This window comes from Niallia tiangongensis (assembly GCF_044704065.1).
GTDB lineage: Bacteria > Bacillota > Bacilli > Bacillales > Cytobacillaceae > Niallia > Niallia tiangongensis.
Window position 1 is genome coordinate 4951092 of record NZ_CP162613.1, and the last position, 22117, is coordinate 4973208.

Consider the following 22117-nt stretch of genomic DNA (forward strand, 5'->3'; position numbering starts at 1 on the left):
ATTGATACATATTATCATATGAGAGGTGTTTTAATGAACAATAAGAAATTAGAACAATTAAAGAAATACACCATTGATAATGAACAATAAGCTGGGTTAACGACCAACCAAGGCTTAAAAATGGCAGAAGATGAATTCTCATTAAAAGCTGGATTAAGAGGACCTACTTTAATGGAGGACTTTCACTTTAGGGAAAAAATGACCCATTTTGACCACGAAAGAATTCCTGAACGGATTGTGCATGCACGCGGAGTTGGTGCATACGGCGTCTTTCAACTATATGAATCTCTTGAACGGTACACCAAAGCCAATTTCCTAAATGATACAAGTAAAACCACACCTGTTTTCGTTCGATTTTCTACTATCCAAGGCTCTAGCGATACAGTTCGAGATGTGCGCGGGTTTGCTGTTAAGTTTTATACAGATGAAGGAAATTACGATTTAGTTGGAAATAATATTCCTATATTCTTCATCCAAGACGCCGTTAAATTTCCTGATTTTGTCCACGCGGTAAAGCCAGAGCCTCATAATGAGATTCCACAAGGAGCTAGTGCGCATGATACCTTTTGGGATTTTGTTGGTCAAAATCACGAAACCGCCCATATGGTTATGTGGGTAATGAGTGATCGAGCTATCCCTCGAAGTCACCGGATGATGGAGGGCTTTGGTGTACACACCTTCCGCCTTGTTAATAAAGAAGGAAAAGCTCACTTTGTTAAGTTTTGTATCCCACTCTTTTTTTATCCTCGAAATCAGAAGTCAATATGTATGGAAAGGATACAGATCCATAAACGAATCGGGTTGCTTTTCTCGATAATCCTTTGGTGTACAAAGTTTTATCTTTACAAAGTTACGATTGAATGACCGTATGCTTTCATAACCACAAAGAAAAGCTATTTCAGATATATTTTGTTCTGAATAGATTAATAGATAACAAGCATAGTTTACTCTGGTTTCATTTAAAAAATCCACAAAAGACATATTAACGTTATGATTAAAATACTTCGATAGATAATTATAATTGTAACCTAACTTACCAGCGATACTTTTTAAAGATATAGATTCTGTAAAATGGGCCTGGATAAAGGTTAACAATTTATGAAGTAACTCTGGATCTTGTTTTTCGCCTTTAATTAAGCTGGTTTGTTCCATTAGCTCTGATAATAATAAATAAAGACAAGCTTTTTGTTCTAGCAGATTGGAGTTGTCTTTGAAAAGTTTCCTAGAAATCAGTGTATCCGCTTCCGAAGATAGGTTGAAAATTGGATTTTCAAGTGAACAATTTTCTATCATCTTGTGAAATGTCGGGACGTAGTCAGGTGGAAAAATACAAATTTTTGCGCGAGAATGAGATTTTGTAATAAACGAGTGAATTTCATACGGCAATATTAGTAAAAATTGTCCAGTACTCAAATGGTAACTTCTTTGACTAATAATGACTTCCATTTCCCCATCCATGAGGATTAATAATTCGAAGCAACGATGGAGATGGCTTGGAAAGTTTAAATTTAATGTATGATAGTTTGATATAAAATTAAAATGGTGTGCTTCATATATTAGCATACGCATAACATCCTCAGTAAAGAATAAATTTTGTCTAGGATTATATAAGTTTTTACTTGTTGTGTCAAACCTATAAATGGTAGATTTATCGATAATAAAGTAATCTTAATGACATAAAAAGGAGATACGCTATGGAAAAACTTAGAATTGGAATGGTTGGCTATAAATTTATGGGAAAAGCACATAGTCATGCTTACCGGGATCTTCCACTCTTTTTCCCGAATACCGTTCATCCTGAGATGAAGGTTATTTGCGGACGTGATCTAAACGGTGTAACAGTTGCAGCCAAGCAATTCGGCTGGGAGGAATATACAACAGACTGGAAGAGCCTCCTAGAAAGAAAGGACATTGATCTAATTGATATTAATGCACCTAGTAATGTTCATAAAGAAATAACCATTGCCGCAGCAACTGCTGGCAAACATGTCTTTTGCGAAAAACCGTTAGCGCTTACATTAAAAGATTCAAGAGAAATGCTCAATTTAGTTGAGTCTGCTGGAGTCAAACATATGGTTGGATTTAACTATCGCTTTGCCCCGGCAGTTATGCTGGCTAAGAAACTTATTGACGAAGGACGGTTGGGCGATATCTATCATTTCCGTGCCTGGTATTTACAGGATTGGCTCGTGGACCCAAACTTCCCTCTAGCTTGGAGACTTCAGAAAGACATTGCAGGTTCAGGTTCTCACGGAGACCTAGGGGCTCATCTTATCGATTTGTCTCACTATCTAATCGGCGATATTACAGAAGTTATTGGAATGAAGGAAACGTTTATCAAAGAACGGCCAATCCCCTCACAGATGACGGGCTTATCAGCAAAAGGGAGTGATAGTTCTAAAAAAGGTGAAGTGACCGTAGATGACGCTACACTATTCTTGGCTCGTTTTGCGAACGGTGCTTTAGGGAGCTTTGAGTCCACACGTTTTGCTGCAGGCCATCGCAGTACAAATTCCTTTGAAATCAATGGAAGTAAGGGAAGTGTCATCTTCGACTTTGAACGTATGAATGAGCTGCAGGTTTACTTCACAGATGATAAGGAGGATGTACAAGGTTTCCGCCGCGTATTAGCAACTGACCCTTCTCACGCTTTTGCGGAAAACTGGTGGCCTCCAGGACATACGATTGGCTATGAGCATACCTTTATTCATGAGATTGTTGAACTTATGGAGTCATTCCGAGAAAATCGACAGCCTGTTCCAAACTTCCGAGATGGCGTAAAGTGCCAAGAAGTCTTAGAAGCGGTCGACTTATCGATTGATAACCGCCAATGGATCCGAATTGCTGACGTTTAAAAAAAACTTAATAAAGGAGTTGTATTTACTATGAAAAAAAGCGCATTGATTGTTTGGGGAGGCTGGGATGGTCATCAGCCTGAGAAGGTATCAGAAATTTTCAAAGGAATCCTGGAAGAAGAGAACTTTCAAGTAGAGGTATCTAATTCACTAGACTCCTATGCAGACAAAGAAAAATTAAAAACCTTGGATTTAATCGTTCCTCACTGGACGATGGGTGAGATCGAACAAAAATATGTTTTAAATATTTCTGAAGCAGTCGCAGCAGGTGTTGGATTAGCTGGGTGCCATGGTGGTATGTGTGACTCTTTTCGTAATAATGTCGACTGGCAATTTATGACGGGTGGTAATTGGGTTGCCCATCCTGGAAATGATGGGGTGGAATACACGGTCAACATCAAACATTCTTCTAGTCCACTTTTAGAGGGTCTCTCTGATTTTAAAGTCGCTAGTGAGCAATATTACCTTCATTACGATCCGGCTGTTGAAGTATTAGCTACCACTCGCTTCCCGATTGTTCACGGTCCTCATGCTGCAAATAAAGCTGTGGATATGCCTGTAGTATGGACCAAACGCTGGGGTCTGGGAAATGTGTTTTATAATTCATTAGGCCATCAAGCTAATATCATTGCTCTGCCGGAAGTTTCACTTATTATGCGCCGTGGATTTTTGTGGGCATCTGAAGGAAAAAAACGAATCGAAAAGTTGAATGAAGCCTCCATTTATGAAAATGTACGTAACTATACAGGTATGGGAGACAGTCAATAAGGAAGAGTTAAACATAATATACCGGAGGGTTCTTTATGAGAAAACTTAAAATTGGCATCATTGGTTGTGGGAATATTAGTTCTATTTATATGGAAAACTGTCCGAAGTTTCCCCACCTCGAGCTTGTCGCCTGTGCAGATTTAGATGTCCAGCGTGCCCGATCTCAAGCTGAAAAGTTCGGTATTCCAATATCTTATTCTGTTGAAGAACTACTTTCAGATCCCGAGATTGAACTAGTAATCAACTTAACCATTCCAAAAGCACATGCCTCTGTCAGCATCCAAATACTTGAAGCAGGCAAGCATGTTTATACCGAAAAACCACTTGCTGTAACACGCGAGGAAGGAAACCAAATTTTAGAAGCAGCTAAGAAGTATAATCTTCTCGTTGGCAGTGCACCTGATACCTTCTTGGGTGCTGGGATTCAAACTGCTATCAATCTGATTGAACAAGGTGAAATAGGAACACCAATTGGCGCATCTGCCTTCATGATTTGTCGTGGCCATGAGCATTGGCATCCAGACCCAGCCTTTTATTATGATATTGGCGGCGGACCAATGTTTGATATGGGACCTTATTACTTAACAGCCTTAGTGGCTCTTTTAGGACCGATTAAACGAATTTCTGGTTCTGCTCGTATTAGTTATCAAGAAAGAACGATACTTAGCAAACCAAAAGCAGGTACCAAAATGAAAGTATCAACCCCTACGCATATCTCAGGAGTGATAGATTTTGCATCGGGTGCAATTGGAAATATTACAACAAGCTTTGATGCCTTTGGCGGTAGCTCATTTCCTCCTATTGAAATTTATGGAAGTGAAGGAACACTACTTGTTCCTGATCCTAATACGTTTGATGGTCCTATAAAAATAAGGAAACGCGATGAAAATGAATTTAAAGATGTACCTCTTGCATATGGATATACCCAAAATAATAGAGGGCTTGGCATTGCTGATATGGCCAAAGCAATTCTCGAAGGTGGGAACTATCGAGCAAATAGCGAATTAGCATATCACGTTTTAGAAGCGATGTATGGCTTCCAGGATTCCTCAGATAGTGATAAACATTATATAATGGAAAGTACCTGTGAGCGGCCTGAATCAGTATCTTTAGAATTAAAGGATTAGTAATTCGATTCTTGTAACTACTAGAATATCCGCTTAAAACGATATAAAAGGAATCTCCCTCTTTGGTTTGGAGATTCCTTTTATTATGAAAAAGCAAACAAAAGTACAAATTGGTATAATGTCTCCATAATATTTACAAAAATTATATTTTCCATATTAATCCACCGAACTAGTGGCATCATCTTATATCATAAATTGGTTTTTCTTCTTATGCCATGCAGGTTATCTCCCTAAGATAAAATAGATTTTTATTTTTAATCTGTCTATCTAAGGGGAAGTATAACAAAAAGTGTTTTTGGATCCATATTCAATTATTTTTCGTTCATTTGCCATTCTATTTTAAGAAAAGACTCTTTCAGCCATTCAGATCTCTAAAATAGCGATATATTTTATCTAGATTTTTCGCTTGTCCTCTTGCTTCCATGCTTCCGAACTCAAAAAACTTCACTTTTTTCATTCCGACAAAGCGAAATACTGCTTTTTTCATTAAATTCCTATGAACATTCTGTAAGAATAACGCTTGATATATTCGTGGGCCTTTCATAGTTGAGATACATATGACTGATTTTCCTTTTAACAGTCCCTTTGCAGTATATCTCCCTGTATCTTTATATGCAAAATTAGCGGAAAATACCTGATCAAAATACCCAAGTAACATTGCTGGGGGTCTTCCCCACCAAATTGGATAAATAAACACGATTTTATCTGCCCATAGCAACTGGTCTCTATACTTAGAAAAATTCGGGCTCTTATACAGATGACGCCTTTTTATTGTTTCGTTAAAAAGTAAAATAGGGTTAAATTTTTCTTCATATAAATTTAAAACCTGTATATCCTTTATAGAACTGTTTTCCTGACTACCGTTTACTACCTTTTTTAAAAATGCTCCATTCAAGCTTTTCTGATTCGGATGTGTAAAAACGATCAATAGGTTCATAAGAACCCCCCTCTACATAGTTATCATTTGATAACTATCATATCAATAATCTTTTAGTTATCAAATGATAATTGTTTATTGATAACTTTTTATGCTATCTTACCAATGAGGTGATTCATTTTGAACGAAAACCATTTTTTCCAAAACTTTATTACATTTACAGCTTCTGTCCATCAACTAAAGCATGCATTAACTAGTGATTTAAGACCAAAAAATTTAACTCCTATTCAATACAGTATACTTGAATATATTTCCGTAAATCAGCCAGTAATTCCAAGCGATATAAGTGAATGTCAGCAAATATCCATGCCCAACATAAGCAGAGAATTAAAAAAATTAACGGAGAAAGACTTAATTACTAAACATGCCGATGAAAAAGACCGGAGAAAACAATATATTGTCCTTTCCAAAGAAGGAAAAGCGATCATGGATTCCGTATTTTATGAAATTGATTATAAATTAAAAGAAAGACTCCATATTCTTGAAGAAGAAGAGCTGCTTGAAATCAACAATGCCATGGATTTATTACAAAAAAAATTATTTTTTTCAAAATAAAAACCAGAGGTGAATAACAATGTACCATTCCTCTCCCGTTTCTTATACACACCTGCCACCAAAAAGGAATTTAACGGTGTATGGAAGTAGCACACTGTCTATTGAACCAAATGTTTGTAAAATCATGCTTGGCATAAACACAGAATCGGAAAATGTAACAACCGCCCAGCAGGAAAATGCTAGTATCCATCAACAAGTCGTTACAGCTATTCTAGGGTTGGGCATCCCTTCTGCTAATATCCAAACGGTTGACTATACTATTTTTCCACAATATGATTATGTGGAAAATAAACAAGTCTTTAGAAGCTATAAGGTAACCCACTTGCTATCTATCCTTGTTGAAACGATCCAACTAGCAGGAACAATTATTGATACTGCCGTTCATAATGGTGCAAATCAGGTGACTAGCATTCAATTTGACGTTAGCAATCCTTCAAAATTTTATGAGCAAGCACTTCAAAATGCTTTAAAAGATTCTGTTTCAAAAGCAAAGACTATCGCTGAGACTTTAAACATTACAATCGATCCTATTCCTGTAAGGGTATTAGAGATTTCACCTCGTTCTGCCAATCCCATCCCGCTAGCAAAGATGTCCTTTGGAGAGGTTGGCGGAATATCTACCAATCTAGAACCTGGTCAATTAATAATGGAGGCTAAGGTCGAAGCTAAATTCTCTTACTAATTGGAAAGTTTTTTCTTTAATTCATTCCTATTTATAAACATACTATTTTCCAATAAAGTAAAACTACAATCAGTGAGGCTTTTTTCTGCCCCACTGATTATTTATTGAGGGCTATTACAGAGATCTTTTGATGAATTTTATCTTCCTAACTGAGGTCCCCTGACTCTCCTCTCCAAATGATAACGCTTCAATAAAATTTTTCCATTAGTTGAAAAATCTTTGACATCCTGACAAAAATGCTGTAAAGTACCTAATGGTCGAACGTTTTTAAATAAACAGACCTTAATATTCGTGTTTAGGAGTGTATTTAATGGATAACGTGTTTGATTACGAAGATATACAATTAATTCCGGCAAAATGTATTGTGGATAGCCGTTTAGAATGTGATACAACAGTAACATTAGGTGGACATACATTTAAGCTTCCGGTAGTCCCTGCAAATATGCAAACCATTATCGACGAAAAAATCGCTGTATATTTAGCTGAGAATGGCTATTTCTATATTATGCATCGTTTCCAGCCAGAAACACGTAAGACTTTTATACGTGATATGCAATCTCGTGAGTTAATCGCTTCTATTAGTGTTGGTGTGAAACCAGAGGAATATGACTTTATTATCCAATTAGCAGAAGAAAATATCGTTCCTGAATTTATTACAATTGATATCGCACATGGCCATTCTAATGCCGTTATCAATATGATTAAGCATATTAAAAAGCATTTACCAGATAGCTTTGTTATTGCTGGTAATGTGGGAACTCCTGAAGCAGTAAGAGAACTTGAGCATGCAGGTGCAGATGCTACAAAAGTAGGAATCGGACCTGGTAAAGTTTGCATAACTAAAATTAAAACAGGTTTTGGAACAGGCGGTTGGCAATTAGCTGCATTGCGCTGGTGTGCAAAGGCTGCAAGCAAGCCAATTATTGCAGATGGTGGTATTCGCACACATGGTGACATCGCAAAATCTGTTCGTTTTGGAGCAACGATGGTAATGATCGGTTCCTTATTTGCTGGACATGAAGAGTCTCCAGGTGAAACAACTGAAAAAGACGGAAAGCTTTATAAAGAGTATTTCGGTTCTGCTTCTGAGTTTCAAAAAGGAGAAAAGAAAAACGTCGAAGGTAAAAAAATGTATGTAGAGCATAAAGGCTCCTTACAAGATACATTAACAGAAATGGAACAAGATCTTCAGTCGTCTATCTCTTATGCAGGCGGAAAAAAATTAGATTCCATTCGCAATGTTGATTATGTAATCGTTAAAAACTCTATCTTTAACGGTGATAAAGTATATTAATTTTCAAAAAAACAGGGAAGGACTTACTCAATAAGTCTTTCTCTATTTTTACAAATGCACCCAGTTAAAATAGTGACATAGATTCATAATCAAAGTATAATATAGTTAACCTCTAGAATTACCTCTCATATTCCCCAAAACAAAATAGAAACAGAAAGGTTGATTGATTTTTTATGAAGCGCTTTTCTTTCCACACAAACTACCGCGAACGGTCGAAATCCCCAGAAACCAGAATTAAACTCATCCCACTTACCGGCACACAAAGCAGAAGCGAGATACTGAAGAAAATAGAAATTAGTTCCCAATTTAATATGCGATATAGAGGACTGTTTGAGTATTATGGAGATGATTTAATTGCTTATAAAATGGAAAATCCTACTGATTTTTTTCGTAATGAGTTTCTGCGAACATTCTCCAGTTATCTTACCGATTACTTAGAAGATAACATGCCTACCTCTTGGCATAAATGCAGGAAATCTTTTGTCGAGTTACTCCTTTTTATTCACCTACCTAATGCATTAAAAATCTCCAAAGAAAGCAATAGTCTCCAATACTTTATCTACGAACTCAAAAAATTTTCCATATGGCTAGACCAAAGGCAGAAAACCTCCTGGACAAAGACATTAGCTCCTTACGAGGAAACGTTTCATGAGTTACAGTTATGTGAGGAATTGTTAAATAGATTATATCTGCAAATGTATCCTAAATTTTTCGAATCAGATTGGGATTATCAAGAAGATTTATCAAGAGTTAGCCAACGCCTAGAGGAATGTAAAGAGGTGGAAGATAATTTCTTTCAAATAATCAATATTGATGGAAACACCGTTTATCTTTCCAATCTTCATACAAATAAACAATTTCAAGTAAATAATTTTCCTATTGACGAGCAGTTTCTGGGGCTAATTCTGCATGGTTCCATCGGCCGTTTAGAAGGGCAAGCAACATGGTCTCTGCTTCTTACAGCAGGGATATATCCAAAGCGGGCAAAGAGATATTTAACTTTTAGAGAAAAATGAGAGTAAAAAGAAAAGAAGCATGAAAAGAGGCTGGTACATAAGTATTCCAGCCATAAACAAACCCGAACAACCATACGATACTTCATATGATTGTTCGGGTTTATATCGGTTTATAAAAGGCTGTTTCAGTAAAGATGGTGTTATTATCCGCAGCCTAAAATACACTTCGCTTTCCATGGGGCGAGCGCCGAGCCGCTTCGTCACTTAAGTTCCTGCAGGGTCTCGGACTTTCTCGCAGCTCCCATAGTCTACGTGTATTCAGGCTGCTCCGTCTTTCCAATTAATTAATTTTTTCTATTTCCATAATAGTTATAGAAAAACAATCTTTAATAACGAATTAGTTTTTACACTGACTATATTTAAAATCATAAATAACTAGCATGAAAAAGTAGCCTATATTTAAGAGCTAAATTAAGGGTTGTTCGTCTTTTCAGATTGGCTATTTAGTTTTGTCCCAGCCTCTTTTTCGTTCTGTTAAATTGATAGGAATGAACAGCAATTTATTGAGAACTAGAATCGTTAGTTTGTCCGCCATTTTGATTCCCATCTGAGGCTTCTCCACGCCCACCTTCAAAATTACCGCTTGGTGGTGTTCCACCACCCTGTCCTCGTCCACCACCGCCACCTGGTCCTCCCATATTATTGGTAGGTGCCTCTGAAATACCAGATTCATCTACATAGGTTAATGTATCGGAAACAGTATATTCAACAACTTTTGTCCCTTTTTCATATGAACCTGTAGATAAACCATTACTTTGTACCTTTGTGCTACTCCCACCAGAATACAATACATAAGTGCTTTCTTTTGCAATCTTCGATGTGCTGATCACAACTGTTTGGTAATCCTTGTTCGGTTTTACTGTTACAATAGTATTCCCATCACTATCTTCTAAATGAACAATAGTGCCAGCTTTTTGCGTTTCTGAATAGGTCATCATAATCGAGTTTTGCTTAGATGTATCAGATGTTGTCTGGGCCATCCCTGAACTGCCTAGCGCTATCAATGTCCCACCGCTTATTTCAAGGCTACCATCATAGTCCAGTGCTCCGTTTCCGGCATTCGTTGGGCCATTAACAATGATCGTACCGCCTGTTACCACGATTGACCCATTTGCATCCAATCCATCTCCATCTGCCTCTACGTAGACATTTCCTCCATTAATGGTTAGTAGTGCATTTCCTGCTGATTCCATGCCCATTCCTCCACCAGGAGCGGCACTTTCACTGCTACCATCACTAACGTTAATACCGTCATCTGCTGTTATAACGGAGAGATCTCCGTTATTAATAGTGACTATTTTTCCTTCTATTCCTTCATAACTTTTTTTAATATCGATCGTTCCATTAGCAATTAAGAGCTCATTCTCTGCATGAATACCATCATCACCAGTTAGAATAGTAAATTCCCCATCCATAATCGTAATATTTGTGTCACTATGAACGGCATCATCTAACGTATCTATCTCAAACGTTCCACCACCAATAGCAATCTCCTTATTTGCTTTTAAACCTTTTGTACTTGGTGTTTCCTCCGCTTCTGTCTCTTCAGCCGTGCTATTTCCCCAAGGTTGTCCTCCCATCATTTCCTCTCTTACTTCAATAGTCTCAGGGCTTCCTCCACCTGCTGTAATGGTAAAATCGCCATCTGCCACATAGAGAGAAGACTCAGCTTGTATTCCGTCTGTTCCAGCTTTTATATTAAATGTACCATCTTCAATGGCAATGATACCTTTTGTATCATTTGTATTCGTTGATTTAATGCCATCTCCACCTGCATTAATTTCAACCGTTCCACTCTTTATTGCTACTAAATCTCTGCCTAAAATAGCATCATCTACTGCCGTTACTTTTATATTTCCTTCCATAATTCGCAAATCATCTTTACTTCCAATTCCATTATCATAATTTCCTACTACTTCTAAAGTACCTGTCCCATTTATTGTTAAGTCATCCTTACTAAAAATTGCTGCATTGGGCTCACCAGATCCATCATCTTCCGTATAAGTTTCTCCATCAGACACAAGATTTTCCGTATCCTCTGCAAGGGTAATAATGGTATCTTCTGCTTCTTTTATAAAAATCGCCGCAGACTTACTATTATGAATGTCTACTTCATTTAAAACTAATTGAACCTTTCCTGTATCTGGTGCATCAACTACTATCTGCCCGTCATCCAAATCACCGCTTAAAACATATACTCCTCCAGATCTTATGGTAACAGTTGATCCAGATGTCATTATTGCCGTAGATTCATCATAAGAAACTTTGTCCCCATCTAAAGCAATAAAAATAGGATTTTCTTCTTCCCAATTCGTTCGATAATCCTCCTCTTCATAACTTATATTTTCACTAATATATGCACTCACATCCATTTCACTAAGTGAGCTAGCATTACTATTTTTGGAGTTATCACTGTCCTTACTACATGCAAATAAAAGCAAGGTACATGCAATAGGCAAGACAAACTTTTTCAATTTACTTTTTTTCATTATCATGTCTCCTTTCATTCACCATGCCTTCATTATGAGTACAAAACCTTAACAATTCCTTTAGAATTTAATTTTTATTTATTTTTCCAGTTTTCTTCCCATATATGGAGAGAAAAGGTCTCATCTATCCCATCCTTCATCTGTTCTTACACTAATTTCACAAAAAATTAAAACCTACTTAAAAATCTTAAGGATAGATTAAGGTTTATAAATGATAATGTGTCCAAGCAGTTAACAGGAAGGAGAATCAAAATGGAAGCACAAAAACTAGACGGCCTAAATGGCAGAACCGAACTAAAACATGAATTAAATCAAATAGATTGTTATCTATTAAGAAATAAATTAAAGCATGTGATGGAAGTTGACCCCCATGCTACCAATAATGGGAAGTATCTAATTAGAAGTGTTTATTTCGATAATTTCGAAAACAAAGCACTTATACAAAAAAAAGAAGGCCTTCTTAATCGGGATAAATTTCGAGTAAGGTTGTATGACTATAATACAAACTTCTTAAATTTAGAAAGAAAAAGCAAACGCAATAATTTGACCTATAAAGATAAATGTAGGATCACAGCAGAAGAATATGAAAAAATCCGCCTTGGAGATATTAAGTGGATGGAAAATGACCATCGCGAATTGGTCAAAGAATTATTCATTCATATGAGTTTATATCAGTTAAAGCCACAGACGGTTGTAGATTATGTACGTGAAGTCTTTATATATCGTTATGGAAATGTCCGGGTAACCTTTGATAGCTCTATCCAAACAAGCTTTCGAAATAATGATGTTCTAAACAGAGATTTACCAATGGTTGAAACCAATCCGAATATCACCATTTTAGAGGTTAAATACGATGAGTTTTTGCCTGAAATGATCAAAAATCTTCTTCAATTAAGTGATAGAAGAAAAGGAACTTATTCTAAATATCAAATCAGCAGAATGTATGGATAAATTTATATAAATTCAAGGAGGAACAACAAAATGAGTAATATTAGCTTCGAAGATATTTTCAAATCAAGTATTTTAGAAAAAACAAGTAACTTTTCAGTAATTGATTCATTAATAGGACTGTTAGTAGCTTTTGGTGTCGGTTTATTTATCTATTATGTTTACAAGAAAACTTTCTCAGGTGTAATTTATTCCCACACCTTTAATATCTCTCTTATTATTATCTCAATGGCAACTGCCTTAATCATTATCGGGATATCATCCAATGTTTTATTATCACTCGGAATGGTCGGTGCCTTATCGATTGTACGCTTTAGAACCCCTATTAAAGATCCTATGGATTTAGTTTATCTATTCTGGGCAATTGTTACAGGCATACTTTGTGGAGCAGGATTTATCGTCCTAGTTATATTAGGTGCACTCTTAATTGGAATAGTCCTTATTCTGTTTACAAACCGAATCAAAATTGAAAATCCGTATTTATTAGTTGTTAAATATACAAATGAAGCATTAGAGGATTCGTTAACAAAAACTATTTCAAATCATGCAAAAAAATTCTCTATAAAATCAAAATCCATTATGCCTGGAAATGATTTTGAAGTAACATACGAAATTCGTGTGAAAGAGAATAATTCTACCTTCATTAATAGTATTTCTAAGCTTGATGGCGTGAAATCAGCAATTATGCTTAGCTATGATGGCAATTTCACCGCATAATGAAAAATTATCAAAATACCGAATTCAATACTACAATCCCTTTCCATGAGATTTAGCCCTTCGTGGATCTTTAAAACAACAAGTTTTATAAACAGAAGGAAACATCCAATCTAAGAAAATTCTTATATTGCGATGTTTTTTTCTTTTCCCCGTCTCTTACTTTCCATTCTATAATACTTATAATTATTATTATCCAATAAATATCTGTATAATTGGAGTTATATATACTAGAAGGTTATAAATAAAAGAAGTTATACATAATTTATTTCTTAACATCATAATAGACAAGGAGTTATAAGAATTATGACTATTCTTTTAGTAGATGACAATACTGTCAATCTATTTGTAATGGAAAAAATACTAAAAAATGCTGGGTACGATGATTGTGTATCGCTTACGTCAGCCCAGGAATTATTTCATTATTTACAACTTGATGCTCCTCTTTCGACAGGGAATAGTGTGGATTTAATATTGCTCGATATTATGATGCCAGAAATCGATGGCATTGAAGCTTGTAAACGCATTAAAAAAGTGGAACACCTTAAGGATATTCAGATTATCTTTGTAACAGCATTAGAAGATAAGAATAAGCTCGCGGAAGCTTTGGATATTGGCGGCGTAGACTATATTACGAAGCCTCTAAATAAAATCGAACTCCTTGCAAGAATACGCGTTGCTCTACGGTTAAAGGCTGAGCTGGATTGGCATACCCAACACGAGAAAAAAATTCAATATGAATTAGATTTAGCAACACATGTTCAAAGAAGCTTATTGAGCACACCCTTAAAAGATGAGCATATGCATATCGAAGTTTCTTATTTACCTTCCTTTAATCTTGCTGGTGATATGTATTACTGGCATAAAGTGGACGATCACAAATACGCTATCATTCTTTTAGATATGATGGGACATGGAATCTCTGCCTCTTTAGTGTGTATGTTTATCTCTTCTGTTCTAAGAGAATCAGTTAAACAATTAGTAAAGCCTGAACTTGTTATTAAAGAGTTAAATCGTTATATGACTCTATTAAAAAATGAAAAAGAAGGTCTTCCTTTTTACTTTACCGCCATCTATTTAGTAATTGATACAGAGAAGAAAACAGTGGAGTACGTCAATGCAGGTCATCCCTATGGATATATGCTAATGGATGAAAAGGAAGTAGTGGCTTTAGAACAAGGTACTTGCGCAGTAGGATTTTTTGATGAAATGGAAATTAATACAAAAGAAGTTTCCTTTGAGAAAGATATACAAATCATACTTTATACAGATGGTGTACTAGAAGCAATGGGACCCTGTGAATTTGAAGCAGAAAAGCAAATTCAAGCGATCACCTCCAAAAAATGGGAACACACCTGTTCCGTGATGGATCATCTATTAACGAAAGAGCAGCAGTCCAATCAGCCTGATGACATGTGTGTATTAATGATTCAAGCAAAAGCAAGTAATTAAACCTTTTGTACCTTTTTAACGTTTTACATAGTAAATAAAAGAGGCTGGGACAAAACAAAATAGAAGATCTGTAAAGGCGAACAATCCCTAATTTACTATTAAATAACCGTTGTGCTATCATATATTTGGTTATTTGTGTTTTTAAATATAGTTAAGTGTAAGAACAAGTTCGTCTTTAAAGATTATTTTTCTAAAAAATGTTTTTTAATAGAAAAAATTAATTATTTGGAAGAACTGAGCAGTCTGAATACACGTAGACTCCTATGGGAGCTGCGAGAAAGTCCGAGACCTTGCAGGAACTTAAGTGACGAAGCGGCTCGACGCTCGCCCCATGGAAAGCGAAGTGTATTTTAGGCTGCGGATAATAACACCATCTTTACTGAAACAGCCTTTTATAAACCAATATAAACCCGAACAATCACACGGAACCACCGTATAGTTGTTCGGGTTTATCTATGGCTGGAATACTTATGTCCTAGCCTCTTTTATTGTTTTAGAAAAGCTCATATGGTTCTTAGTACATTTTCTGATAAAGTCTTTCTCCACCGGCAAGCTCTCTATATTTTGGCATGACTTCAACAAAGCTTAATGTCTCTTTATCTCCTAAACCAATAAAACCTTCTTTACTCAAGCTTTCATAAAATAGGTGATGCACCTGGTTTTGGAGCATGGGATTAAAATAAATCAGTACATTTCTACAAATGATGACATGAAATTCATTAAATGATTGGTCTGTTACTAAATTATGTTGGGCAAATATAATGTTTTTCAATAGATCAGAATGAAAATAAGCATATTGATGGTCGGTTTTATAATATTCTGAGAACGCATTTGTTCCTCCGGCAAGCATATAATTTTTCGTATATGCTTGCATTTTATGTAGAGGAAATACCCCTTCGCTTGCCTTTTGAAGTACATTTTCATTCATATCAGTTGCATATATAACTGCCTTTTCCTTTAGCCCCTCTTCTTCCAATAAAATAGCCATCGAAAATACTTCTTCCCCTGTAGCACATCCCGCATGCCATATCCGGATTTCATCATACTTTCGTAAATGTGGGATTATTTGCTCTCTAAATGCACGAAAAAAGGTTGGATTCCTAAACATTTCCGTTACATTGATAGAAAAATCATTTAAAAGCTGTTCGAGGAAAACTTCTTCATGAATCACTCGTTCCAGCAATCGAGTAATCGTGGGAATATTATCCATTTCCATTCTGTAGTAGATCCTGCGCGTAATAGAAGACCGGTTATATTGACGAAAATCAAAACCTGATAATCGAAATATCCCTTCAAGCAGCAGATCCACTTCTATGTCTGCATGATCTGGATTCTCTACCTCTTGATCGTTATTCAGGAATGGATTATTCATAACCGACTCCTCCTTACTTAACTAGCCAAACTCTTAAAACTGAATATAATTGATCTAAATCTAGTGGTTTACTAATATAATCCGACGCGCCCGCTTCTAGGCATTTTTCGCGATCGTTTTTCATTGCTTTAGCGGTCAATGCAATAATAGGTATTTCGGTCAAGTTCATCGTTTGACGAATAATAGTCATTGTTTCATAACCATTCATATTTGGCATCATAATATCCATTAGAATGACATCTAAGTCAGGTGTTTCTTCAATGATTCCCAAGGATTCCTTTCCATTTTGTGCGACAAGGACGTCCATCCCTATTTTTTCAAGAGTTGTTTTAATGGCAAATATATTTCGGTTATCATCATCAACAATCAATACTTTTTTTCCTTTAAATACATCATCATGTTTATCAGTAGACAACAGGATTTCCGCTTTTCTTTCTTCCTCATGCCTTTTCTCTTCTTTATCTATTTCAAATCGAGCCTCTTGCTTTTTCACTTCCATTGTAGCAGCAACATTTATGTCACTAATATTGATCTTTGCATCAGCTATTCCATTAGGAAGACTTGGAATAGTTAGGGTAAATGCACTTCCTTTTCCTTCTGAGCTTTTCAAGGAAATCCATCCACCTAGTAATCTAGCAAATTCTCTACAAATAGATAGCCCTAGACCAGTACCACCATATTTGCGTACAGTTGCCCCATCTGCCTGCTGGAATGTTTCAAAGATTAATTTATGTTTATCTCTCGGAATCCCGATACCTGTATCCGATACCGAAATTTCCAGCCACTCGTTGCTTAATTCTCTCATGCTTCGGCTTATCTGGTTCTTTTCCTTAATATTTAAAGAAACTGATCCACTTTCCGTAAACTTAAATGCATTGGATAATAGATTTTTTATAATTTGTTGGAATCTCTTTTCATCTGTATACACGATATCTTTGAGTGTTTCCTGCTTATGTATAATAAATTCTACTTCCTTCTGCTTTGCAATAGGGGCAAAACTTCTTTCCAATTGTAATGAAATATCATTAATGCTTACCTCACTAAAATGAACATCGAGCTTTCCTGCCTCGACTTTGGAAAGATCAAGAATATCATTTATAAGAGAAAGAAGATCTTTACCAGAAGAATGAATAACGTTTGCAAACTCCATTTCCTCTGCCGACAGACGATTTGAGTCATTTTCTGCAAGCATTTCCGAAAGAATTAGAATACTATTTAATGGCGTTCTTAATTCATGGGACATATTTGCTAAGAACTCTGATTTATAATTAGAATTTTGAATGACCAATTCTGTTTTCTCTTCTAATTCCTCTTTTGCTTTTTCTAAATCTTTAGTCTTCGCTTCCGCCTCTCTTGTCCGATCTTCTAGTTGTTCATTTGTAGCCATCAGTTCTTCTTTTTGCATTTGCAACTCTTCAGACTGTGATTGTAATTCCTCTGACTGTGTTTGCAGTTCTTCAGATTGAACCTGTAGCTCCTCGGTCATGGCTCTAGATTCGTTTAATAAGCGAACAATTTCCATTCTACCCATGATACTATTAATCGTTAATCCAAATGATTCTACTATACCAACAATCAGATCTTGCTGAAGCTTCGTAAACTCAGTCATTGTTGCAAGCTCCAAGACAGCAATAACGTCTTCCTCAAACATAACTGGGACAATAATAATACTGCTCGGTGAAACATTCCCTAAACCTGTTGCGATTAAACGGTAATCACTAGGTATTTCCTTATAGTGAATCATACGCTGTTCTTTGGCACTTTGACCAATTAGTCCTTCTCCTAATTGGAAAGTGTCTCTGCCAATCGTATCCCCTGATTCTGCAAATGTTGCTGCTTTCACATAAGTTTCCCTTTTTTGTTGTGCATCTTTCACATAGAATGCCCCAAAACTAGCATCTGTTTTTTTAGCCAGTTCCGTGATAAACATGTTAGACAAAGCTTCAATAGAAGCAATCCCTTGAAACTTCATGACAATATCAGCAACATTAGACTGGAGCCATTCTCTCTGCTCTACACTGTCAAGAAGGTGATTAGTCGCTTCTGCAAGCTCCTTTATTTCATCATTAGTTCTCACATGTATGCGTGTATTAATGATGCCTTTAGATGCAGCAATGGTACTAATGGAGCCTGTAACTTCTTTTATCGTTCTAACAATCGATTTAGAAATTTGGCTCGCCATTATAATAGCGACGAGGGAAATCAGAACTAATACGCCAAATAGCCCAATGGTTACTGTATTATTTTGTTTATCCAACTTTGCTGCTTGATTATCAGATGCTGCTTTTTCTGTATCTCTGAGCGAGCTAAACTTCTCTGTAATCTCATTAATATAATCCCGACCAGAATCTGTCTCAAAAAATGCATTAAGTGCATCTGTATTATTCTGTTCTTTGTATTGGATGGTTGGCTCGCCTGCTGTCCTAATCCAATTCTCAATATTATCTTTTATTTCTAATAAATTTTTCTGCTGAGCAGGTTTATCTCTCATTAACTGATAAAGTTCATTAAATTGCGCTTCCCAGTTTTCCTTTCCATCGTTATACGGAATTAAGTAGCTTTGGTTACCTGTAATTATAAATCCACGCTGACCGGTTTCCATATCTAATACACTTTTTTCAATGGCAGCAGTTAATTCCTGTATGCGAGAATCATAATTAATAATCGAGTTACGTTCCTGTTGCAGGGATCGAATTTGATTATTGAGCAAAATTACCGACACAAGTAAACAAAGGATAATAACAATGTAACCAAGGATAATTTTGGAGCGAATTCCGAACTTGAATTTCGATTCCATTTAAATTACCTTCCTTAACTTAGTTTCTATTTTAATAGTATAGTATTTAGGAAAAAAATGAAAAGGAAATTAGCTCTATTTTCTTTTATTAATTTTAGTGTAAATGACTTTTGCTTTTGACTCAACTTATCTATTTTAATAAAACTTCTAATCAACAAATAAATAAATACTTGATTAATCGTAGGAAAGAGGCTGGGACATAAGCATTTCAACTAATAATAAACACAAACTTTTATATAGTTATAATATACATAAAAGTTCGTGTTTATCAGTTGGGAAAAAGGTTTAAAAACGAAGTGAAATGGAGCGGAGGACGCTCGACTCCTGCGGGAAATAGAGACGCTTTAGACCCCGCAGCGCAGCGAGGAGGGCACAGCTTCCTCCCCTGCGCATCGTGCGTCTGTAGCGCAATGGAACGACTTAGTTTTTACACTTGACTATATTTAAAAACATAGATAACCAACATGAGAAAGTAGCTTTATTTAAGAGCTAAATTAGAGATTGTTCTTATTAAAAATTATTTATTTAGTTTTATCCCAGCCTCTTCTTTTTCCCTTGCTCTGTCAGCAATATGCAATAGAATACTATTCCAAATTATGTTCTATAAAAACAATCATTACAAATAGAAAATTTAAATCTAGATGACAGCTCTTTTCCACACTTCCTACATGTTTTAACGCGCTTTTTCCCTTTAATCCCAGCTTTCAAATGATCATTTATTTGATCACTCAATTCTCCTCTTAGCTTTTCCCAATAATAAGCTTCCGTTCTTCGTTCTAATTTATATAAAAATAATAAATGAAGGCCGATAGACTTATACGATAACTCCAACTCCTCCAAGCTATCGCTTTTTATTTTTGGCTCTGGTAAATCTTTATTCTCAACAATTGCCTCCATATTGATTTTCCATTGAGCACGTAAAGCTGCTTCACTTGTTGCAAATGGAAGCTTTAAAAAGCTGAATAAGTCATGTAAGGACATTCTTGCTTCCACCATTGTATCCATTATCATCTCATATAATTGTACTTCCTCTGCTAACGATGCTTTTTTGGTTCCCTCTGGACTTTTAAAATGTCCCCATAAATAAAAGAAAAGTCCGAGATTATTGGAATACTTTTGAAATCTTTCTAATACAGCATTGGTTGGTGCAATCGTAAATCCATAAAGATCTTCATCCTTTTTTTCTAATAGATACTTCATCTTTTTACGATCGCTTGTAAAAGCAACTCTACCAACATCATAAATTCCTTTTCTCCCTGCTCTACCCGCAATCTGCTTCACTTCCTGTGAGCTTAAAATCCTTCTTCTTATGCCATCAAATTTGTCATTCTCTAAGAAAACAATTCTTCTTATCGGCAAATTAAGCCCCATTCCAATGGCATCTGTTGAAACAATTACCTTTGTTTCTCCTTCAATAAACCGCTGCATTTGTTTTTTTCTAGCTTCTGGAGGCATACTTCCGTAAATTACACTTACTTGCCAGCCCTTTCTTTGTAGCTCAGAAGCCGTTTCTAGTACCCCTCTTCTTGAAAAGCATACAAGTGCATCTCCTTTTCTCGTATGGCTCAATTGAAATAAATCCATTTCTATTTGTAATGGCGTATCTCTATGATACTCATGGATCTCCACATTCTTATCTCCCAATAGCTGTAGAAGCATATTTTTTGCATGTAGACTTGCAATAATATGAACCTCTTTCGCATTTGCCTTTGTAATGGCTCGATACCACGAAAACCCTCGTTCCTTATCTGCAATCATTTGCGCTTCATCGATAACTATAACGTCATAAAAATCTTTTTCATGAAACATTTCTACTGTACTAGATTGATGTTGAGCCTCTAGTTTAAGCTTTTCCTCTTCTCCAGTTTTAAGGGAGCAAGGGACACCATTCTGATTTAATGTTTCATAAATTTCCAGTGCCAATAGCCTTAACGGAGCCAAGTATAGGCCGCTGTTTGCTTCCATCATACGAGTAATTGCTTGATAGGTTTTACCAGTATTCGTTTCACCAATATGCAATACATATTTTATATCCCTACTAGTCGGAGGATAGTATTCCTTACCAAAAATATCCTCGATCATTCTAGCTTCTTCGTCTTTTCGGCGCCTTTGTTCCTCTCTATCTTCCGCTTCCTTCTGTTCTTTCCTTTGACGATCCTTTTCCATTATCTCCTTATGGATTTCCACATCAAAAGGAATATCTAACAGCTTCTCTAGATCGATGATATATTCAGGAAATAAATCTTCTAGAAACTCTGCTGTTATTTCTTCAAGTAACGGCGCACTAACTTCTAATAAAAAAGAATTGGATAAGGAACTATCAAATACTTCTTCGTATTCTTCTTTGATCCGAGTTGGCAGTTTATCTTTTACCCATGTAGGGAAAAAATCAAGCAAATGTTGAAACATTAAATTTTCATAGGCTTCTGTTCGATCCTCTAAAAAATAAAATTGATTATAAGCCATATCCATTTCATTTGATAAATATTCTTCAAACGTTACTTCCATGGAGGATAACAAAATCCCATTTCGATCAATCTCAACAGCAATATTACATCCAGTTAAATAACGAATATAGAGAAAAAGTTCCTCATAGTGCTTCTCCATTAATTGCTCGATATAATAAGAGAATTTAACTGTATATTTACGCTTTTTTTCCAGTTCCATTTGTTCTTCTACTTTTAGTAAATAAACTTCTCTTTTCTCTTCATATCTTTTTTTCCATATTTCCTTATTTTCTCCCAGCTTTGTTCTCAGCCATGCCTCATATGGAAATACTTCGACCTCTCGAATTTCGTTTCGAAACAATCGATTAATGTCCTTTTTATTAAGATTGCTGATGCCTAGCCCTATGTTTGTAAGATAATCCTTTTTTTCAGCATAACGAATATGACTAGTTGCCGTATTAAGCCAAGTATTTAACCACATTTGCTCGATAAACACTTTTCGATCTTCCATATATTCTTCAAAGGTTGGTAGACTTTCTTGTTTTTCTAAATATTTATTTACGTCATTCATGATAAGATTTTTTGTTTGGTGAATCGCTCTATCATATTGGATTTTTAATATTGAATTAATCATTATGAACTCCTATGAAAATGTATTTCCACT

General features: G+C 35.8%; 16 protein-coding genes and 1 pseudogene. 11 read left to right on the forward strand and 6 right to left on the reverse strand.

What is annotated here, in order from left to right:
* Positions 1 to 33: 33 nt before the first annotated feature.
* Positions 34 to 723: pseudogene (locus AB3U99_RS23410) on the forward strand (catalase); the annotation flags it as partial.
* A gap of 36 nt (positions 724 to 759) precedes the next feature.
* Here AB3U99_RS23410 and AB3U99_RS23415 read toward each other — a convergent pair.
* Entirely contained in the window at positions 760 to 1569 is an 810-nt protein-coding gene (locus AB3U99_RS23415) for a helix-turn-helix domain-containing protein (protein ID WP_400244323.1), read from the reverse strand.
* Between the two features lie 125 nt (positions 1570 to 1694).
* Between AB3U99_RS23415 and AB3U99_RS23420 the strand changes: the two genes are divergently transcribed.
* The 3 genes from AB3U99_RS23420 to AB3U99_RS23430 are packed head-to-tail and all read left to right on the forward strand — an operon-like array spanning position 1695 to position 4750.
* Positions 1695 to 2855 (forward strand): Gfo/Idh/MocA family protein, encoded by a 1161-nt coding sequence (locus AB3U99_RS23420; protein ID WP_400244325.1) that lies wholly within the window; start codon positions 1695 to 1697, stop codon positions 2853 to 2855.
* 30 nt (positions 2856 to 2885) lie between these two features.
* The gene (locus AB3U99_RS23425) at positions 2886 to 3623 is read left to right on the forward strand and encodes a ThuA domain-containing protein (protein WP_400244326.1); all 738 of its coding nucleotides are present in this window, start codon (positions 2886 to 2888) and stop codon (positions 3621 to 3623) included.
* A gap of 35 nt (positions 3624 to 3658) precedes the next feature.
* A complete protein-coding gene (locus tag AB3U99_RS23430; RefSeq protein ID WP_400244328.1) occupies positions 3659 to 4750 on the forward strand; it encodes a Gfo/Idh/MocA family protein in 1092 nt (363 codons plus the stop codon).
* Between the two features lie 355 nt (positions 4751 to 5105).
* On the opposite strand, the gene AB3U99_RS23435 is transcribed toward AB3U99_RS23430, so the two are convergent.
* Positions 5106 to 5687: an NAD(P)H-dependent oxidoreductase gene (locus tag AB3U99_RS23435; protein WP_400244330.1), complete on the reverse strand. Its 582-nt coding sequence runs from the start codon at positions 5685 to 5687 to the stop codon at positions 5106 to 5108.
* Between the two features lie 120 nt (positions 5688 to 5807).
* Between AB3U99_RS23435 and AB3U99_RS23440 the strand changes: the two genes are divergently transcribed.
* The 4 genes from AB3U99_RS23440 to AB3U99_RS23455 all read left to right on the forward strand — a co-directional run bounded on the left by AB3U99_RS23440 (position 5808) and on the right by AB3U99_RS23455 (position 9234).
* Positions 5808 to 6242, forward strand: a complete 435-nt coding sequence (locus AB3U99_RS23440) for a MarR family winged helix-turn-helix transcriptional regulator (RefSeq protein ID WP_400244332.1) — start codon at positions 5808 to 5810, stop codon at positions 6240 to 6242.
* Between the two features lie 19 nt (positions 6243 to 6261).
* Entirely contained in the window at positions 6262 to 6924 is a 663-nt protein-coding gene (locus AB3U99_RS23445; protein WP_400244334.1) for an SIMPL domain-containing protein, read from the forward strand.
* Positions 6925 to 7234: 310 nt separating this feature from the next.
* The gene (gene guaC / locus AB3U99_RS23450; RefSeq protein ID WP_400244336.1) at positions 7235 to 8218 is read left to right on the forward strand and encodes a GMP reductase; all 984 of its coding nucleotides are present in this window, start codon (positions 7235 to 7237) and stop codon (positions 8216 to 8218) included.
* 173 nt (positions 8219 to 8391) lie between these two features.
* Positions 8392 to 9234, forward strand: a complete 843-nt coding sequence (locus AB3U99_RS23455; protein WP_400244338.1) for a hypothetical protein — start codon at positions 8392 to 8394, stop codon at positions 9232 to 9234.
* A 500-nt stretch (positions 9235 to 9734) separates the two neighbouring features.
* Here AB3U99_RS23455 and AB3U99_RS23460 read toward each other — a convergent pair whose 3' ends face one another.
* On the reverse strand, positions 9735 to 11723 hold the full coding sequence (locus AB3U99_RS23460) for a carbohydrate-binding domain-containing protein (protein WP_400244340.1): 1989 nt from the start codon (positions 11721 to 11723) through the stop codon (positions 9735 to 9737).
* Between the two features lie 252 nt (positions 11724 to 11975).
* Between AB3U99_RS23460 and AB3U99_RS23465 the strand changes: the two genes are divergently transcribed.
* From AB3U99_RS23465 to AB3U99_RS23475, 3 genes are all read left to right on the forward strand, one after another.
* Complete coding sequence (locus AB3U99_RS23465; protein WP_400244342.1) at positions 11976 to 12674, forward strand: polyphosphate polymerase domain-containing protein; 699 nt, start codon at positions 11976 to 11978, stop codon at positions 12672 to 12674.
* A gap of 30 nt (positions 12675 to 12704) precedes the next feature.
* Positions 12705 to 13388 carry a DUF4956 domain-containing protein gene (locus AB3U99_RS23470; protein ID WP_400244344.1) on the forward strand — a complete coding sequence of 228 codons (684 nt, stop codon included), beginning with the start codon at positions 12705 to 12707 and terminating at the stop codon, positions 13386 to 13388.
* A 303-nt stretch (positions 13389 to 13691) separates the two neighbouring features.
* Positions 13692 to 14837: a SpoIIE family protein phosphatase gene (locus AB3U99_RS23475; RefSeq protein WP_400244346.1), complete on the forward strand. Its 1146-nt coding sequence runs from the start codon at positions 13692 to 13694 to the stop codon at positions 14835 to 14837.
* Between the two features lie 514 nt (positions 14838 to 15351).
* On the opposite strand, the gene AB3U99_RS23480 is transcribed toward AB3U99_RS23475, so the two are convergent.
* The 3 genes from AB3U99_RS23480 to AB3U99_RS23490 form a co-directional block, all read right to left on the reverse strand.
* The gene (locus AB3U99_RS23480; protein ID WP_400244347.1) at positions 15352 to 16209 is read right to left on the reverse strand and encodes a CheR family methyltransferase; all 858 of its coding nucleotides are present in this window, start codon (positions 16207 to 16209) and stop codon (positions 15352 to 15354) included.
* Between the two features lie 13 nt (positions 16210 to 16222).
* Positions 16223 to 19006, reverse strand: a complete 2784-nt coding sequence (locus AB3U99_RS23485; RefSeq protein WP_400244348.1) for an ATP-binding protein — start codon at positions 19004 to 19006, stop codon at positions 16223 to 16225.
* A gap of 594 nt (positions 19007 to 19600) precedes the next feature.
* On the reverse strand, positions 19601 to 22087 hold the full coding sequence (locus tag AB3U99_RS23490; RefSeq protein ID WP_400244349.1) for a helicase-related protein: 2487 nt from the start codon (positions 22085 to 22087) through the stop codon (positions 19601 to 19603).
* Positions 22088 to 22117 lie beyond the last annotated feature (30 nt).

What these genes read in the sequence shown, in the direction of transcription:
- AB3U99_RS23415 (WP_400244323.1), bottom strand. Translation starts at nt 1,569, where the DNA reads ATGCGTATGCTAATATATGAAGCACACCATTTTAATTTTATATCAAAC.
- AB3U99_RS23420 (WP_400244325.1), top strand. Translation starts at nt 1,695, where the DNA reads ATGGAAAAACTTAGAATTGGAATGGTTGGCTATAAATTTATGGGAAAA.
- AB3U99_RS23425 (WP_400244326.1), top strand. Translation starts at nt 2,886, where the DNA reads ATGAAAAAAAGCGCATTGATTGTTTGGGGAGGCTGGGATGGTCATCAG.
- AB3U99_RS23430 (WP_400244328.1), top strand. Translation starts at nt 3,659, where the DNA reads ATGAGAAAACTTAAAATTGGCATCATTGGTTGTGGGAATATTAGTTCT.
- AB3U99_RS23435 (WP_400244330.1), bottom strand. Translation starts at nt 5,687, where the DNA reads ATGAACCTATTGATCGTTTTTACACATCCGAATCAGAAAAGCTTGAAT.
- AB3U99_RS23445 (WP_400244334.1), top strand. Translation starts at nt 6,262, where the DNA reads ATGTACCATTCCTCTCCCGTTTCTTATACACACCTGCCACCAAAAAGG.
- guaC (WP_400244336.1), top strand. Translation starts at nt 7,235, where the DNA reads ATGGATAACGTGTTTGATTACGAAGATATACAATTAATTCCGGCAAAA.
- AB3U99_RS23455 (WP_400244338.1), top strand. Translation starts at nt 8,392, where the DNA reads ATGAAGCGCTTTTCTTTCCACACAAACTACCGCGAACGGTCGAAATCC.
- AB3U99_RS23460 (WP_400244340.1), bottom strand. Translation starts at nt 11,723, where the DNA reads ATGAAAAAAAGTAAATTGAAAAAGTTTGTCTTGCCTATTGCATGTACC.
- AB3U99_RS23465 (WP_400244342.1), top strand. Translation starts at nt 11,976, where the DNA reads ATGGAAGCACAAAAACTAGACGGCCTAAATGGCAGAACCGAACTAAAA.
- AB3U99_RS23470 (WP_400244344.1), top strand. Translation starts at nt 12,705, where the DNA reads ATGAGTAATATTAGCTTCGAAGATATTTTCAAATCAAGTATTTTAGAA.
- AB3U99_RS23475 (WP_400244346.1), top strand. Translation starts at nt 13,692, where the DNA reads ATGACTATTCTTTTAGTAGATGACAATACTGTCAATCTATTTGTAATG.
- AB3U99_RS23480 (WP_400244347.1), bottom strand. Translation starts at nt 16,209, where the DNA reads ATGAATAATCCATTCCTGAATAACGATCAAGAGGTAGAGAATCCAGAT.
- AB3U99_RS23485 (WP_400244348.1), bottom strand. Translation starts at nt 19,006, where the DNA reads ATGGAATCGAAATTCAAGTTCGGAATTCGCTCCAAAATTATCCTTGGT.
- AB3U99_RS23490 (WP_400244349.1), bottom strand. Translation starts at nt 22,087, where the DNA reads ATGATTAATTCAATATTAAAAATCCAATATGATAGAGCGATTCACCAA.